The 15742-nt window shown below is 65.6% G+C and carries 15 protein-coding genes; 10 read left to right on the forward strand and 5 right to left on the reverse strand.

The features are described 5' to 3' along the window. The first annotated feature begins 22 nt into the window (after window positions 1-22). The 6 genes from ACZ5MJ_RS29745 (at window position 23) to ACZ5MJ_RS29770 (ending at window position 7179) form a co-directional block, all read left to right on the forward strand. Complete coding sequence (locus ACZ5MJ_RS29745) at window positions 23-1735, forward strand: AMP-binding protein (protein ID WP_464224590.1); 1713 nt, start codon at window positions 23-25, stop codon at window positions 1733-1735. Between the two features lie 35 nt (window positions 1736-1770). Further along, entirely contained in the window at window positions 1771-2529 is a 759-nt protein-coding gene (locus ACZ5MJ_RS29750; RefSeq protein WP_464224591.1) for a maleate cis-trans isomerase family protein, read from the forward strand. Between the two features lie 10 nt (window positions 2530-2539). Beyond that, the gene (locus tag ACZ5MJ_RS29755) at window positions 2540-3697 is read left to right on the forward strand and encodes an FAD-dependent monooxygenase (protein WP_464224592.1); all 1158 of its coding nucleotides are present in this window, start codon (window positions 2540-2542) and stop codon (window positions 3695-3697) included. A gap of 90 nt (window positions 3698-3787) precedes the next feature. Next, a complete protein-coding gene (locus ACZ5MJ_RS29760; RefSeq protein ID WP_464224593.1) occupies window positions 3788-5209 on the forward strand; it encodes an MFS transporter in 1422 nt (473 codons plus the stop codon). Between the two features lie 4 nt (window positions 5210-5213). Beyond that, window positions 5214-6401, forward strand: a complete 1188-nt coding sequence (locus ACZ5MJ_RS29765; RefSeq protein WP_464224594.1) for an MBL fold metallo-hydrolase — start codon at window positions 5214-5216, stop codon at window positions 6399-6401. Between the two features lie 208 nt (window positions 6402-6609). Further along, the gene (locus ACZ5MJ_RS29770; RefSeq protein ID WP_464224595.1) at window positions 6610-7179 is read left to right on the forward strand and encodes a YdeI/OmpD-associated family protein; all 570 of its coding nucleotides are present in this window, start codon (window positions 6610-6612) and stop codon (window positions 7177-7179) included. On the opposite strand, the gene ACZ5MJ_RS29775 is transcribed toward ACZ5MJ_RS29770, so the two are convergent. The 5 genes from ACZ5MJ_RS29775 to ACZ5MJ_RS29795 all read right to left on the reverse strand — a co-directional run bounded on the left by ACZ5MJ_RS29775 (window position 7176) and on the right by ACZ5MJ_RS29795 (window position 11256). Next, window positions 7176-7361, reverse strand: coding sequence for a hypothetical protein (locus tag ACZ5MJ_RS29775; RefSeq protein WP_464224596.1), 186 nt, complete (start codon window positions 7359-7361; stop codon window positions 7176-7178). The two genes, ACZ5MJ_RS29770 and ACZ5MJ_RS29775, sit on opposite strands and share 4 nt — an antisense overlap. A gap of 12 nt (window positions 7362-7373) precedes the next feature. Continuing rightward, window positions 7374-8666, reverse strand: coding sequence for a TRAP transporter large permease (locus tag ACZ5MJ_RS29780; RefSeq protein ID WP_464224597.1), 1293 nt, complete (start codon window positions 8664-8666; stop codon window positions 7374-7376). Further along, on the reverse strand, window positions 8663-9223 hold the full coding sequence (locus ACZ5MJ_RS29785; protein WP_464224600.1) for a TRAP transporter small permease: 561 nt from the start codon (window positions 9221-9223) through the stop codon (window positions 8663-8665). The genes ACZ5MJ_RS29780 and ACZ5MJ_RS29785 overlap by 4 nt, the downstream gene beginning before the upstream one ends. After that, window positions 9220-10248, reverse strand: a complete 1029-nt coding sequence (gene dctP, locus ACZ5MJ_RS29790) for a TRAP transporter substrate-binding protein DctP (RefSeq protein ID WP_464224601.1) — start codon at window positions 10246-10248, stop codon at window positions 9220-9222. Before dctP ends, ACZ5MJ_RS29785 begins: the two co-directional genes overlap by 4 nt. Window positions 10249-10443: 195 nt before the next feature. Further along, window positions 10444-11256 carry an IclR family transcriptional regulator domain-containing protein gene (locus ACZ5MJ_RS29795; RefSeq protein ID WP_464224604.1) on the reverse strand — a complete coding sequence of 271 codons (813 nt, stop codon included), beginning with the start codon at window positions 11254-11256 and terminating at the stop codon, window positions 10444-10446. Between the two features lie 168 nt (window positions 11257-11424). Between ACZ5MJ_RS29795 and ACZ5MJ_RS29800 the strand changes: the two genes are divergently transcribed. The 4 genes from ACZ5MJ_RS29800 (at window position 11425) to ACZ5MJ_RS29815 (ending at window position 15704) form a co-directional block, all read left to right on the forward strand. After that, the gene (locus ACZ5MJ_RS29800) at window positions 11425-13002 is read left to right on the forward strand and encodes an alkaline phosphatase family protein (RefSeq protein WP_464226646.1); all 1578 of its coding nucleotides are present in this window, start codon (window positions 11425-11427) and stop codon (window positions 13000-13002) included. A 61-nt stretch (window positions 13003-13063) separates the two neighbouring features. Further along, the gene (locus tag ACZ5MJ_RS29805) at window positions 13064-14044 is read left to right on the forward strand and encodes a Bug family tripartite tricarboxylate transporter substrate binding protein (protein WP_464224605.1); all 981 of its coding nucleotides are present in this window, start codon (window positions 13064-13066) and stop codon (window positions 14042-14044) included. Between the two features lie 98 nt (window positions 14045-14142). Then, window positions 14143-14631 (forward strand): cupin domain-containing protein, encoded by a 489-nt coding sequence (locus tag ACZ5MJ_RS29810; protein WP_464224606.1) that lies wholly within the window; start codon window positions 14143-14145, stop codon window positions 14629-14631. 47 nt (window positions 14632-14678) lie between these two features. Then, a complete protein-coding gene (locus ACZ5MJ_RS29815; protein ID WP_464224607.1) occupies window positions 14679-15704 on the forward strand; it encodes a hydroxyquinol 1,2-dioxygenase in 1026 nt (341 codons plus the stop codon). Window positions 15705-15742: the final 38 nt, after the last annotated feature.

Raw genomic sequence — 15742 nt, forward strand, 5'->3', positions numbered from 1 at the left:
GGCGACAAAGCGGGAGACAATCATGACCGGCATTCAGTTTCCGATCGAAGGCGTGACATATTGTCCGCCGGCGGACGCAGCAAGGTATTTCGATACCGGCGCGTGGGTGGACGACACACTCGGCGGGGCGCTGCGCAAGACCGCGCGGCGCGACCCGGATCGCCTGGCCTTTATCAGCGACGAGCGCTCGATCACCTTCGCCGAACTGGACCACCACAGCGAGCGCCTGGGCGCCGCGCTGCATCAGCTCGGCTTGAGGCCCGGGGATCGCGCGATCTTCCAGATGGGGACCACGATCGATACGGTTATCGCATTGATGGGCTGCTACAAGGCAGGCGTGGTGCCGGTGTGTGCCGTGCCGCAATACCGCGAAGTCGAGATCGGCCAGTTGTCCGCGCAGTCCGAGCCGCGCGCCTACTTTGTGCAGGGCGATTTCAGTGCCTTCGACCTTGCCGGGTTTGCGCGGGGCATGGCGCAGCGTCATCCGTCGCTGCGGCACCTGATCGTGGCGCGCGGCAGGCCGATGGCGGGACAAGGCTCGCACGACGAGCACGACCTGGACGGGTTGATCGACGGCATATCCCATGAGCAGGCGGTGGACGTGCTGGGCCGGGTATCGATCGGCAGCCAGGATGTGCTGAGCTTCCAGCTATCCGGAGGCACCACCGGCGTGCCGAAGATCATCCCGCGCTTCCATGCCGAGTACATCGGCCATGCGCTCGCCTGCATGCGCCAGCTCGGCCAGACCGCGAACAGCCGCCTGATCTGGTCGCTGCCATTGCTGCATAACGCTGGCCAGCTCTACGTACTGGTGCCTGCCGTGGCCGGTGGCATGACATCGGTACTGATGCCGCGCGTGGATATCGCGCGCATGCTGCAGCTGATCGCGTTGCATCGCGTCACGCATGGCATGTCCATCGGACCGGTCGCACCGCAGATGATCGCTTACCAGGATATTGCGCGGCACGATCTTTCGTCGCTGGAACTGTTCGGCACGATGACGCGTGCCGACGCCCTGGAAGCGCACCTCGGGGTGCCTTGCTTCAACCTGTTCGGCACGACCGAAGGACTGCTCCTGGGGGCCGGCGCACGCTTTCCCGCGCGGATCCGTCATGGCACGCAAGGCTTCTCCGGCTGCCCGGATGACGAGATCCGCCTGCTGGTGCCGGGTACGGACGAGCCGGCGCCGCAGGGGACCCCGGGCGAACTCTGTTTCCGCGGCCCGTCGAGCCTGCGCGGCTACTACAAGGCGCCGCAGGCCACGGCGCAAACGCTGACCCCGGATGGCTTCGTGCGCTCCGGCGATCTCATGACCGAGCATGTGATCGATGGCTGCCGCTGCTTTGCCTTTGAAGGCCGCCTGCGCGACAACGTGAATCGCGGCGGCGAGAAGATCGGGTCGGAGGAAGTGGAAGCCTATGTCAGTCGCCATCCGGCCGTGGCGGACGCCAAGCTGGTGGCGATGCCTGACCCGCTGTACGGCGAGAAGGGCTGCATCTACCTGGTCCTGCGCGCCGGGCTTGTGGCGCCGGATGTCGCGGATCTTGCGGCATTCCTGGTCGGCCAGGGACTCGCGAAGTTCAAGTGTCCCGAGCGCATCGAAGTGGTCGAGGAGTTTCCGGTGACCCGGGTCGGCAAAGTCGACAAGGCTGCGCTGCGGGCCATGGTGGCACGCCGGCTCGAAGAGGAGGCGAGCACAGCCGGAACCCATGAACCAGGGAGGATGTCCGCATGAACTCTCCGCAACCCATTTCACCAGCGAAAACCAGCATGAACAGCCGCACCTACCGTATCGGGCAGATCGTGCCCAGTTCCAACACCACGATGGAGACCGAGATCCCGGCGATGCTGCGCACGCGGGAGCAGGTCCTGCCGGAGCGCTTCACCTTCCATGCAAGCCGCATGCGCATGCATCGCGTCGTGCGCGAAGAACTGGAAGCGATGAACCGCGAGGGACTGCGCTGTGCCGCAGAGCTGGCCGACGCGCGCGTCGACGTGATGAGCACGGCCTGCCTGGTGGCCATCATGGCGATGGGCCCCGGCTACCACCGTCAGGTGGAGCAGGACCTGCTGCGCGTGGCACGCGAGAACCACTGTGACGCGCCCGTCATGACATCGGCCGGGGCACTGGTCGCGGGCCTGAAGTCGACGGGCGCGCGCCGGATTGCCTTGATGGCGCCGTACATGAAGCCGCTGACCGAGGCGGTGGTCAGGTACATCGAGCACGAAGGCATCGAAGTGCTGGACGCGCTGTCATTCGAGATCCCTGACAACCTGGAAGTCGGGCGTCGCGATCCCATGCAGTTGCTGCAGGACGTCAAGCGCCTGAACACGGCCAATGCCGACGTCGTGGTGCTGTCGGCCTGCGTGCAGATGCCATCGCTGCCCGCGATCCAGGCGGCGCAGGACGCCATCGGCCTGCCGGTCACGTCGACGGCCGCCTGCACGGTCCGCCAGATGCTGGAGCACCTCGACCTGGCACCGGTCGTCCCCAACGCCGGCGCGCTGCTTGCGCCGGCCAGCAAGTAAGAGGCTTACCATGAACGTCGTCGTTATCGGAGGCGGGCCGGCCGGCCTGTACTTCTCGCTGTTGCTCAAGCAGCGCCATCCTGAAGATCATGTCGTCGTGCACGAGCGCAACGAGGCGGGCGCCACCTACGGCTGGGGCGTGGTGTTTTCCGACATCGCCCTGTCGTTCCTGGAGGACGCGGATCCGGCGTTCTTCCGGAAATTCACCGCGCATCACCAGCGTTGCGACTATATGGAGGTCACCCACAAAGGGGTGCGGGTGCCGCTGCATAACAACCACTTCTCGCGCACCTCGCGCATCGACCTCCTGCGCGTGCTGCAGGAGGCCTGCGCCGAGGCCGGCGTCGAGATTCGCTACGGCAGCCGCGTGTGCGACCCCGCCGAGTTGCCGGACGCCGACATCATCGTGGCTGCGGACGGCGTCAACAGCGAGGTGCGGACGCGGCTGGCGGAGCATTTCCGGCCGAGCTTCGACGTGCGCCGCAACAAGTTCGCCTGGTATGGTACCCATCAACTGTTCCACCCGGTCTCGCTGATCTTCCGGGAGACGGCGTACGGGGTGTTCATCGCGCACGCGTACCAGTACAGCGATACGCTGTCGACCTTCCTGGTGGAAGTGGATCCTGACACCTGGCAGCGCGCAGGCCTCGACACCGCTACCGAAGAGGAGAGTCGCGCGTTCTGCGAACAGGTGTTCGCGGAAGACCTGGGTGGCAACTCCCTGCGGGGGAATCGTTCGAACTGGTTCCAGGCAAGCGTGGTGCGCAACGAGCGCTGGTCGCATGGCAAGGTGGTCTTGCTGGGTGACGCGCTGCGCAGCGTGCATTTCTCATTGGGCTCCGGCACCCGCATGGCGATGCAGGACGCGATTGCGCTCTGCGACGCTGTTTGCGCGCATCGCGATGACGTGCAGGTGGCCTTCCAGGCGTTCGAGAACAGCCGGCGCGACGCGTCGGCCAGGTTCCAGGACGCGGCCCGCCGCAGCCTTGACTGGTATGAGTCAGTCGACAGCAAGATGCACCTCGACCCGGTAGCGTTTGCCTATGACTACATGCTGCGCACCGGCAGGGTCACACATGAAGACCTGCGCCAGCGCGACCCCGAATTTATCGTCCGCGTGGAGGCGGGTGGCTGTCACCATCCCGTCGCCGCCGTCACCGCGGCATAGCCGTACCCCAAGGCGAAGTCCTCGCAAAGCACCGCTGTACCGCACAAGCCGCAGCATAGTGGTTGTGCGCTGACCATCCCAGGAGACAACATGACAGCCCCAATCGCCCCCCATCGCGCGGCGGCCGGCGCGCCTGCGCGCGATGCCGTCAACGTACGCGAGTTCATTGACGCGGCACGCTTATCCCGTTTGCAGTTGCGCGTCATCGCACTGTGCTTTGCCATCGTCGCGCTGGACGGCTTCGATATTGCCATCATCGGTTTCCTCGCCCCGCATATCCGCAGCGAATGGTCCCTGTCGATGGTGGCGCTGGGGCCGCTGTTCTCCGCCGGGCTGCTCGGGCTGATGACCGGCGCCTTCTTCTGCGGTCCCCTGGCCGACCGCATTGGCCGGCGCCGTGTGCTGATCCTGTCGGTAGCATGGTTCGGCGCCGCTTGCGCGGCTTCGGCCGCGGCACCTGGCATCGGCTGGCTGATCGCGCTGCGGTTCCTGACCGGGCTGGGCTTGGGCGGCGCCATGCCCAATGCCATCACGCTGACTGCCGAGTTCAGCCCGTCGCGCCGCCGCGGCATGCTGCTGACGGTGATGTTCTGCGGATTCTCCCTCGGTTCCGCGCTAGGGGGCGTGGTGACCGCGTACCTGATCGAGCATGCCGGCTGGCGCGGTGTGCTGGCACTGGGCGGTGCGGTACCGTTGGCGCTGCTCCCGGTATTGGCGCTGGCCTTGCCGGAATCGGTACGCTACCTCGCCACGCGCGAAGGCATGCAGGCGCGGATCGCGGCCATCCTGTCGCGCATCGATGCTGCCAGGGCCTGCGCCGGCGCGAGGTACGTCACCGACGAGCCGGACGGTCCCAGCTCCCCGGTCAGCCAGCTCTTTGCGTCGCGCTACCGGCAGGGGACGCTGTGGCTCTGGCTGGCGTTCTTCTGCAGCCTGCTGTTGCTGTACCTGATGATCAACTGGCTCCCGATTCTGGTCCAGCGCAGCGGCCTCACGTTGAAGGAGGCATCAATGCTTGCAGGGTTGCTGCAGGGCGGTGGTGTGGCGGGTGCCGTCGTGCTGGGCGTGCTGCTGGACAGGTTCAACCCCTACGCCGTGGTGGCCACCGCCTATACGCTGGGGGCGATTGCCGTGGCATGCCTGGCTTCAGTGAGCGCGCCGATGGCGATGGCAGCGGCCATCTTCGTCACCGGTTTTTGCGTCAGCGGATCGCAGGTCTGCGCCAATGTGCTGGCCTCGGCCTTCTATCCGACTTCGAGCCGTGCCACGGGCGTGGCATGGGCCCTCGGCATCGGACGCGTCGGGGCCATCGCCGGCTCGCTCGGTGGCGCATGGCTGTTGTCGGCGGGCTGGAGCAACGCGGCGCTTTATCTCCTCCTGGCAATCCCGGCGTTGGTCGCCGCGGTCGGCATCTACCGGACGGGGCGCGTCCAGTTCGCGCACCAGGCCCCGGAAGCGGAATTCCGCACGGACCTCACCCGGATCGAAGCCGCTACCCAGTTGCGTAAGTAAGGCGATGGGCAAGAACATGAACATGACGTTTCCCTGGTTCCGCCCACGCTGGCTTGTGCTGCTTGGACACTGGTTGCTGCTGGCATTGGTCCCTGCCATGGCGAGTGCCGCGGGCACGCTGGACGTGGCGGCGTCCTCGCCCGCTGCCGGTTTCCGTACCAACCTGGTCCTGCTCGGAACCGCCGGGGGCCGCACCTCCTACGGAGGCACAAGCCTGGCGGGCATTTCCTCGGCGCTTGTCGTGGACGGGGACGTGTATCTGGTTGACTTTGGCCAGGGCTGGCTGCGGCGATACCTGCAGGCCGGACTGGGGAAGATGCCCGGCAAGCCTGGGCTTGCCTCGCTGCGCGCGGCATTCATCACGCACCTGCACGCGGATCATGTCGTGGACTACCCGGCCTTGTTCCTGTTCGGGACCACGGATGGACTGGCAGCGCGCAAGACGCCGGTGCGGGTGTTCGGACCCGGCCCGCGTGGCTCGCTGGTGCCAGTGGCAGGGGCCAGCCGCACCAATGTTCCGGTGATCCACCCGGAGAATCCCACGCCCGGAACAGTAGCCATGACCGAGTCCATCTACAAGGCTTTCGCCAACGATATCAACGACAACATCCGCGACAGCCAGAAGCCGGATCCTCATACTCTCGTCGCCGTGGAAGATATCGAGGTACCCAGTGGCGTGGTCGTGGACGCCAACGGCGACTCCGCACCGGACATGCAGCCTTTCCCCGTCTACCAGGACGACAAGGTGAAGGTCACGGCGATACTGGTCAGCCACGCGCCCGTGTATCCCTCGTTCGCGTTCCGCTTTGATACGGCGGACGGTTCCGTGGTGTTCTCCGGTGATACCAGTCCGAGCCAAAACCTCATACGCCTGGCCAAGGGGGCAGATGTCCTGGTGCATGAAGTGATCGATACGCACTGGATCGACGAGTTCCTGCCCAGGCCACGCAATGCGGCGCAGGAAGCCAAGGCGCGCCACCTGCTCGAAGCCCACACCGCGGTTGAGGCGGTGGGTGCGGTGGCGCAGGCGAGCGGGGTCAAGACCCTCGTCTTGTCACACCTGGCGCCGGCCGATAGCACCGAAAGCCGGTGGCGCCGCGCGCAGGAGGGATTCTCCGGCCGCGTGATGGTCGGCAAGGATCTCATGTGGCTGGGCATCGGCGCGCCCGCGCCTGCGGGCAAGGAGCGTTAGCGCAGTGTCTTGCGACCGGCCTGCCAGTCAATCAGACCGGACCGAGGCCCGCCTCCGGCCAACCGTCATATCCCGACCCAAGACGGCTGGCCGGCGAGTGGCTACTGTGCGGCTGGTCTTCGGCCGAACCGGATGCTGAAATCCGCATAAACGCTGCTAGACTGCTGGCGAAACCCCTTCGCCCGGAACTCGCGTTCGGCATCGTGACATGACTGAATCCGCTCTAACGTTTATCAGCCAGATCGAATGGGAAAGCTGGTTGGCGCAAAACGGCAGCACTTCGACCGGAGCATGGCTGCGCCTGGCGAAGAAGGGCGCCGGGCAGCCAACCGTAACGTACGAACAGGCGTTGGAAGGGGCCCTGTGCTACGGCTGGATTGATGGTCAAAAGCAGGCCGAGAGCGAGCATTACTGGTTGCAACGCTTCACTCCACGCATTGCAAAAAGCATCTGGTCAAAACTTAACAGAGACAGGGCGGAAGCGCTGATCGCCGCAGGCAGAATGCGCCCACCCGGCATGACGCAGATCGAGAGAGCCAGGAACGACGGCCGCTGGGAGGCAGCTTACACCTCGGCAAGGCACTCGATAGTGCCGGACGACTTGCAGGCAGCCTTGGACGCCAATCCGAGAGCCAGCAAGTTCTTTGCAACACTGAGTAGCCGCAACCGCTATGCCATCCTGTTTCGCGTACAGAATGCCAAAAAGCCAGAAACCCGGGCGCGCAAGATCGAGGAGTTCGTGAACATGCTGAACCGTGGTGAAGTCTTCCACCCCTAGAAGAGGCGGTGGCACATGATCCTGACCACATAGAGGGTAAGCGCCGTTGCGCCTGCCGCGGCGATGTGGTCCACGTCGACGTGTCCCGTGATTTCCTTCTGGTTCGCGTCCAGTTCGTCATGTTCGTCGGGCTGCAACCGGCCCTTGCCGGTATGCTTCCCCTGCGCAGACTGGCCACACAATGGAGGCTCCGATCAGCGCATCAACCCGACCAGCCCGAGAGCGATGCCCGGCACGAGGATGACGAGCACCAGCGCGATCACATTGGCGGCCAGGAAAGGGATGGTCCCGCGGAAAATGGTGCTGATCGACAACTCCGGCAGCATGGTCCTGACCATGAAGATATTCATGCCGACCGGCGGATGGATCATGCCGATCTCCATCATCATCGCCACGTAGATCCCGAACCAGATCATGTTGGCGCCGAGCGGCTGCACGATTGCGGCGAACACGGGGATGGTCAGCAGCATCATGGCCAGCGCCTCCATCAGTGAGCCGAGGACGATGTAGATCCCCGTGATCACCACGATGACGCCGAGCAGCGGCAGGTGCATCGACTGGATCCAGTCGACCAGCGTTCCGGTCAGGCCGGAAAGCGTGACGAAGTTCGCGAACACCATGCCGCCAAACGCGATCGAGAAGATCATGGCCGTCGTCTTGCCGGCTTCCACCATGGAATCGAGCAGCGTGGCGAACGTCAGCTTGCGGCGGATGCCGGCGAACACCAGTGCGCCCGTCGCGCCGATACTGGAGGCCTCGGTGGCCGTGAAGATGCCGCTGTACAGGCCGCCGACCACCAGCAGGAACAGCACCAGGACGCCCCAGATCTTGCCTGCCTTGCGAAAGCGCGTTGGCCAGGACGCCCGTTCGCCCGGCGGTCCCTTGCTGGGGTCGCGCCGGACTGTCCACCAGATCGACAACAGGAACAGCGTGCCAAGCAGCAGGCCCGGTCCGATCCCTGCGATGAACAGCTTGCCAATGTCCTGGTCCGTCAGCACGCCGTAGATCAGCAGCGGGAAGCTTGGCGGAATGAGGGCGCCGAGTGTGCCGCCGGAACTGACGCATCCTGCTGCCAGGCTGTCCGCATAGCGGTGCCGTCGCATCGGCGGCATTGCTACCTTGGTCATCGTGGCGGCCGTGGCGATCGAGCTGCCCGACATGGAGGCAAAGCCCGCGCAAGCGAGCACTGTCGCATGCGCCAGCCCACCCCGGAGGTGACCGATCCAGGCATTGGCCGCGTCGTACAGTTCTTCGGCGAGATCGGCCTTGTAGATGAACGTCCCCATCAGGATGAACATCGGCAGGACCGACAGGTTCTCGTTGGCCGCAAGGTCGGCGATGGTCATGCCAGCCATCGCCAGCGCTGGTTCGAAGCCGCGTATCAGGGCGAAGAACCCTACGCCCACGCTCAGCATGGCGAAGCCGAGCGGCACGCCCGCGAAGGCGAACAGCAGGACGGTGAGAAAGCCTAGCAGTGCGAGCGTCATGATGCCTCCCGGTGACGCGGAAACGATCGGAGATGTTGCAGGGCAAGCAGGAGCAGGACCAGGAGCGTGACCGCCGACAGCGCGCTCATGAAATAACTCAGCGGCGAGAGCGGCCATTCGAGCACGGTGGTGGTGATCTGGTTCTCGGCGAGGTCCGCGCCGTCAGCGGCCAGCTGCAACGACATGATCGCCACCGCCGCGATGCTCACCAGCAGGACGAACGCCTGCTGCAGCCACGCGGCCAGCTCGCCAAGCTTGTCCTGCAGGATGTTCACGGTAATGTGCTGGCGGCTCAGCGTGACCAGGGGGAAGGCCGAGAAGATCAGGATGGCCATCGCAAATCGCACCATCTCGGCGGCGCCGCGGATTGGTGATGCCAGCCAGTAGCGCATGAAGACGTCGCCGAACGTCAGCATCATGATGAAGCACAGCGCCAGGGCCACGATGCTGCCCAGCGCGCGCTGCAGCCAGCGCGCCGCCCAACCGCATGGCTGAGCCGAGGCGGCCGAGCCCATTTCCGCGACAGTCGCAGTCGCGGCGGAGTCTTGAGGTTTCATTGCGCCTCCTTCAAGGCCTGCTCTCGATAGAAACGAAGGGCACCCTGGGCATCGACGTCGCGGCGGGCCGCGGCGGCAAGCCACTGCGCTTCCATCGGCCTGGCAAGGTCGGCCAGTTCGGCCAGGAATGCGGGGGGTGGCGTGACAAGCAACAGCCCGCCGGCAACGGCGTCGGCACGTGCCTGCGCGTTCGCGTGGTCGATGACACGCATGCGCCGGGCAAACGCTTCTCCTGACAGGGCGCTGATCGCCTTGCGGTCAGCCTCGGAGATCGAATTCCAGGCCGCCTTGTTGACGAAGAAGGAGAAGCTCGGGGCGGTGATGCCGCCGGGGATTACCGTTTCCGAGCGCGCATAGCGCGCCACGTTGAAGCGGACAGCATCCATGTCGGGAATTCCCGCGAAGCCATCGACCGTGCCACCAGCCACCAGCTCGCTCATCTTCGCCGCCGGCGTGGCCACGACACCTGCACCGGCGTGGTCCATCAGGTTGGCGGCCACGCCGGGCAGCGCCCACAGCTTGACCCCCTGCATGGCCTGGCGCGAGGTGATGGGCTGCTTGAGGCTGTAGAGTTCGCCCGCCGGGAACACCACCAGTGCCAGCAGGTGTACGTCACGATACTCGCCGGCCTGACTGAAATACTTCTCGTGCGTGCGCCACAGGGCCACCGACATGCCGGCCGCCGTGGTCGAGCCGAGCGGCAGGTGCGCAAGCTGGGGCAGGGTGACGCGGTTCTGGATCAGGCCGTTGAAGATGTAGGCGCCGTCGACAATGCGCTTGCGGACCACGTCCCACTGCTGCTGCGGGGATCCGACGCTGGTCGGCGGGTAGACGATCCTGACCCGACCCTCGGTCACCCGCTCCACGTCCTGCGCCCACGGCTTCATGACCGCTACATTGAAGATGTGCTGGGGTGGCAGAAAGGCACTGACGACCAGGGTGGTGGTGGCGCGCGCCGTGGCAGGCTGCGCGAATGAGAGCGCCGGCAGCAGCGCCGTCGCTATCCATGCGATCCATCTGGGCATGGTGTCTCCTGTTTCTCGGTTCTTGTGTCCTGGCCGGCAAAAGGGAATGGGGGAACCGGCCCGTCGCAGTGGCCGCGCAAGGCAGCTGTGACAAGATGAAACATAGCGGCTGGCGCAGCGGATGTCGCAGGTTTCCGCGCAAGTTTCACGCGGTGAAACGTGCGGGTGTTCCGGGCCGTGAGCCAGGGGCGCGCCTTACTGGCGCGCCGACATCTTCTGCGCGATGGCGTCGGCCGTGTGCCGCAGCGGCTCCAGGCATTGCGCCACCATCTGCTCCAGTGTGCGCACGCCTCGGATCCAGACAATGTTGACGCAGCCGTGGACGCGCCCCTTCTCAGCCATGATCGGCACGGCGAGCGCCTCCAGGCGATCATCGGCCTCGGTGCGGGTCTTGTCGTAGTCGCCGCCGAAGCCCTGCTCGCGAATGCCGTAGCCGCGCTGCTGCGTGTGCTCGATCGACCGCGCCAGGTATGCCGGATCCCGCGCGATAGCGTCCCCGTCCCGACGGCTGCGGCGCAGGGCGGTCAGGATCGCTTCGCGCTCCTTCTCCGGGCAGAAGGCCAGGTACGCCTGTCCCACCGCGGAGCGGAGCATGTTGACCTGGAAGCCGATGCTGTCGCGCCGGATCATGAAGTACGACTCGGCCCGGTTCGTTTCGCAGAGCACCATGACGTTGCCGCGCCGGATCGCGAGGTCCGACGGCCACAGGATCTCGGCCTGAAGGCGGTCCAGCTCCGGGGCTGCGCACTGGGCCAGCCGGTCGGTCACGTCAGATTGCCTGCGGCCGGCCTGCGGCGGGCTGCCGGGGCAGTAGTGCCCGTCGGCGATGCGCCGCCAGATCAGTGTGCGGCGCTCCAGCGTTACCAGGATGCGCAACAGTGTCGCCTTCGGTAGCCCGGTTTGGTCGTGCAGCGCCTGCAGGCTGGTGCCACCGGTGGTGCGGACCACATCGAGCACGGCCAGCCCGCGATCCAGCGCCGTGATCGTCTTGACCTTCGGATCCCACATCCCCTGTCTCCCAAACGGGACTGGTCTCCCGCTGATTTCACTGAGTGAAACTCTAGCAGAAGCTGCTTGAGAAGCCCACTCGCAGGAAATATTGTTCTGGCCATGGCGGCGGTAACGGCAATCGTGCACGACCGCTTCACCACGAAAGCCAAGCGAGGAGACGCCGAGATGGGAGCGCAGCACGTACGCAATGTCCTGTGGATCATGTGTGATCAATTGCGCTGGGACTACCTTTCCTGCTACGGCCATCCCCGCCTGCATACGCCCAATATCGACCGCCTTGCGAGCCGTGGCGTGCGCTTCACCAACGCCTTCGTCCAGGGACCTGTGTGCGGTCCGTCGCGGATGTCGTACTACACCGGACGGTACGTGACGAGTCATGGCGCCGTCTGGAACTTCGTGCCGATGCCGGTCGGCGAGATGACGCTCGGCGATTTCCTGCGGCCGCACGGCGTGCGCGTGGCGGTAGCGGGCAAGACACACGTGGAGGCCGATCGGGCAGGCATCAGGCGCCTCGGCATCGATCCGGGCAGTCCCGAGGGCATGCTCGTCTCGGAAGGCGGCTTCGAGCCGTTCGATCGCGACGACGGTATCTGGCCGCCGGGCTTTGCCGACGAGAGCCACCAGTACACCGCCTACCTGCGCGAGCGCGGCTACGACGGCGCGAACCCGTGGCACGACCATGCCAACTCCGCCGCAGGCGAGAACGGGGAAATCCTGTCTGGCTGGAACCTGCGCCACGCCCGGCTGCCCGCCCGCGTGCGCGAGGAGGACTCGGAGACCCCGTACATGACGCGCCGCGCCATCGATTTCATCGAGCAGAGCGGCGACCAGCCCTGGATGCTGCACCTCTCCTACATCAAGCCGCACTGGCCCTACGTCGCTCCCGCGCCGTATCACGCCATGTACGGTCCGGAGGACATGCTGCCGGTCAGGCAGCACCAGGCCGAACTGGACCACGCCCATCCCGTGCTGCAGGGTTTTCGCAACTGCGAGGTGAGCCGAAACTTTTCGCGGGCAGAGGTACGCGATACGGTCGTCCCCACGTACATGGGCCTGATCAAGCAGCTCGACGACCAGCTCGGCGTGCTGTTCGAATATCTCGAACGCACCGGCCGCTTCGACGACACCATGATCATCTTCTCGAGCGACCATGGCGACTACCTCGGCGACCACTACCTGGGCGAAAAGGAGCTGTTCCACGACAGCGTGGCCAAGGTGCCGCTGATCATCTGCGACCCCCGCGCAAACGCCGCGCGCGGGCATGTGGAATCGCGGCTGGTGGAGGCCATCGACCTGGTGCCGACCATTCTCGATGCCTACGGCCTGACCATTCCCGACCATGTCGTGGAAGGCCGGTCGCTCACGCCGCTGCTGCGCGGCGAGGCGCCAGGCGAGTGGCGCGACGCGGTGTTCTCCGAGAACGACTATGCCTTCCGCGATTTCGTGCGGGAACCTGTCGGCCGTCCGGCGCATGGTTGTCACATGACGATGGTGCGCGACCACGACTGGAAGTTTGTGCACTTCGAAGGACTGCGTCCGCAGTTGTTCGACTTGCGCAACGACCCGGACGAGTTCGTCGACCTCGGCGCCGATCCCGCCTATGCGGCGGTGCGCGAACGCTTCCAGGCACGCCTGTTCGACTGGCTGCGCAATCGCCGCATCCACCCGACTATCAGCCACAGCGCCATGGCCGGATGGACGCGCAAGGAGGAGGAGGTCGGCATCCATATCGGCCGCTGGTAGCAGTACCCGGTAGCGGCCGCCACAGAGCCGTCCGGCATCACGAAACCCATCAGGAGACAACATGAAGCTCTCACGCCTGGCGCTGGCCCTTGCCGGCCCGCTCGTCTGCCAGTTTGCTGTCGTGCCGCCGGCCTGCGCGCAGGCCGCATGGCCCAGCCGGCCAATCCGCATCGTCGTGGCATTCCCTGCCGGGTCGCCTGGAGACATTGCCTCGCGACTGATTGCCGACAAGCTCGGCCAGTCGCTCAGGCAGCCGGTGGTGGTGGAGAACCGGCCGGGCGCAGGCGGCAATATCGGCGCCGACGTGGTCGCCAAGTCGCCGGCCGATGGCTACACGTTCCTGCAAGGCCCGGACACCATCCTCACGGTGAATCCGACAATCTATCGCAAGCTCAACTTCAAGCCCGGCGACCTCACGCCTGTGATTACGCTGGCGCGCTTCAATCAGATGCTGGTCTGTGCGCCGTCGTCGGGCATCCAGTCCGTTGCCGATCTGGCGAAGAAGGCCCGGTCCACGCCGGACGGGTTGACCTATGCGTCCGGCGGCCCCGGTGTGCCGGGCCATCTGGCGATGGAGATGTACGTCGCGCAAGCAGGTATCAGGATGACGCATGTGCCTTACAAGGGGCCGTCGCCCGCGATGCAGGACGTGCTGGCCGGGCAGGTGCCGTGCGGATACCTGGCATCGCCGGTGGTCGCGCCCATGGTCAAGGCCGGCAAGCTCGCCGGACTGGCGGTGTCGGGCTCCACGCGCTCGGCGCTGGCGCCGCAAGTGCCGACCATGGCCGAGGCCGGCGTGGCTGGCTACAGCGCGAGTTTCAGCGAACTGCTGCTCGCGCCGCAGGGCACGCCAGACGCCATCGTGCGCCGCATGAACGAGGAGATCGGCCGCATCGTGAAGCTGCCGGAGGTCCGCTCGAAGCTGCTCGCCAACGATCTCGACCCCGCGCCGGATCAGCCCGCCGCCCTGGCCCGGCAGATTGAAGCCGACACCGCCAAGTGGCGGGCCGTGATTCACCGGGTGGGCGTGTATCTGGACTGACCCCGGCCATCGCCACAGACAACCTCAACCGCAAACGCACGTTCGACATTCACCGGCGGCCTGTCCGCCCAATTCAGCGCCCAACTCAGGAGACATCCATGACGACATCCACGCCCCGAACCGTATTCGGTTCTCTCGACAACTACCACAAGGGTGGCATCGAAGTGACCCAGGGAGATGCCCGCCACTACGTGTTTTCCAACGTCTTTGAAGTGGCCGCCAACTCGGTACCGTACGAGCGCGTGGTGGTCGGCAAGAACCTGGAGTACGTGGTGGAAGCCGCGCGTGCGCAAGGGCAGTCGGCATGGTTCGCCTGCGCGCACGATGAATTCGTGATCTCGATGGATGGCGAGGTGCGCGTGGAATTCGTCAGGCTGGATGCAGCTCCCGCCGCCGCGGACGGCGCGGCGCTGGCCGAGCCCGTGGGCCGCAAGATGGGCCACGTGGTGCTGGGCAAGGGCCACCAGGGCCTGCTGCCGGCGGGCTGCGCGTACCGCTTCAGCGCGACCAGGCCGTGCACGCTGCTCGTGCAGTCGAAGCTCGGCGTGCTGTCCGTACAGAAGTGGGCGCAGATCTGCCTGCAATGAACAGACCCTAGTCCTACATCCTCAGCAAAGACATCAGGAGACACACCATGGCCATGCTCGACGTCGCCGACAAGCCCCAAGCCGCCACCTTCGCCGCCGATAAAGTCCAGTCCGGCGCCCCCGACGCCGTCACCGGCTACCGCGACTTCACCCTCGGCGACTTCCGCTTCTCGCGCGACGCCTACTTCGCCACCATCCAGTGGCCCGTCAACGGCCAGTTCCGTACGCACACCATCGCCGCCGACGCCTTCCTGCGCGCCATGATGCGCGACGTGGCCTGGGGTTTCTTCTACGGCTGGGTCAATTTCGACCACGTGTTCGGCACCCGCAACCACTATGGCAAGGTAGACGTGTACGCCGGCGCCTTCAACGGCGTGATGAAGGAAGCAGGCGTCGACTACACCGAGACGTTCGACACCCCGGTCATCATGGCCACCTTCAAGGCCATCCTGCACGACTGGACCAACGAAGGCTTCGATCCGTTCGCCGCTCCCGAGGAAACCGGCACCGCCTTTGGCCACAAGCACGGCGACAACGCCGCGGCCATCGAGCGCACGCGCATCGCCACGCGCCGCATGCCCGGGCTGCCGGACGACTCCCCGCTGCGCGACGACCTGCCCGTCAACCGCGCTTTCCTCGATGTGGCGCAGGACGAGCCTGAGGTCCAGGTCGAGCCTGGCTTTGAAGGCCAGCTTCATGCGTTCAACCTGTTCAAGTACCTGTCGCGCTCCGACGTGACGTGGAACCCGTCGGTCACGTCGGTCTGCGGCCAGAGCCTGTTCTGCCCGACCACGGAGGAATTCATCCTGCCGGTCTTCCATGGCAACGATCGCGTGGAGTGGTTCCTGCAACTGTCCGACGAGATCGTCTGGGACATCGGCGACAAGAACACCGGCTCGCCCCGCGCCCGCATCACCATGCGAGCCGGCGACATCTGCGCGATGCCTGCCGACATCCGCCACCAGGGATACTCGACCAAGCGCTCGATGCTGCTGGTGTGGGAGAACGCCACGCCGAACCTGCCGAAGCGGTACGAGAGCGGGGAACTGAAGTCATATCCGGTGGAATTCTGACCGTCCGGTCCGCGCCTGGCCTCGCCTCGCCCTTCAAG

This window comes from Cupriavidus sp. LA-1, from assembly GCF_055385985.1.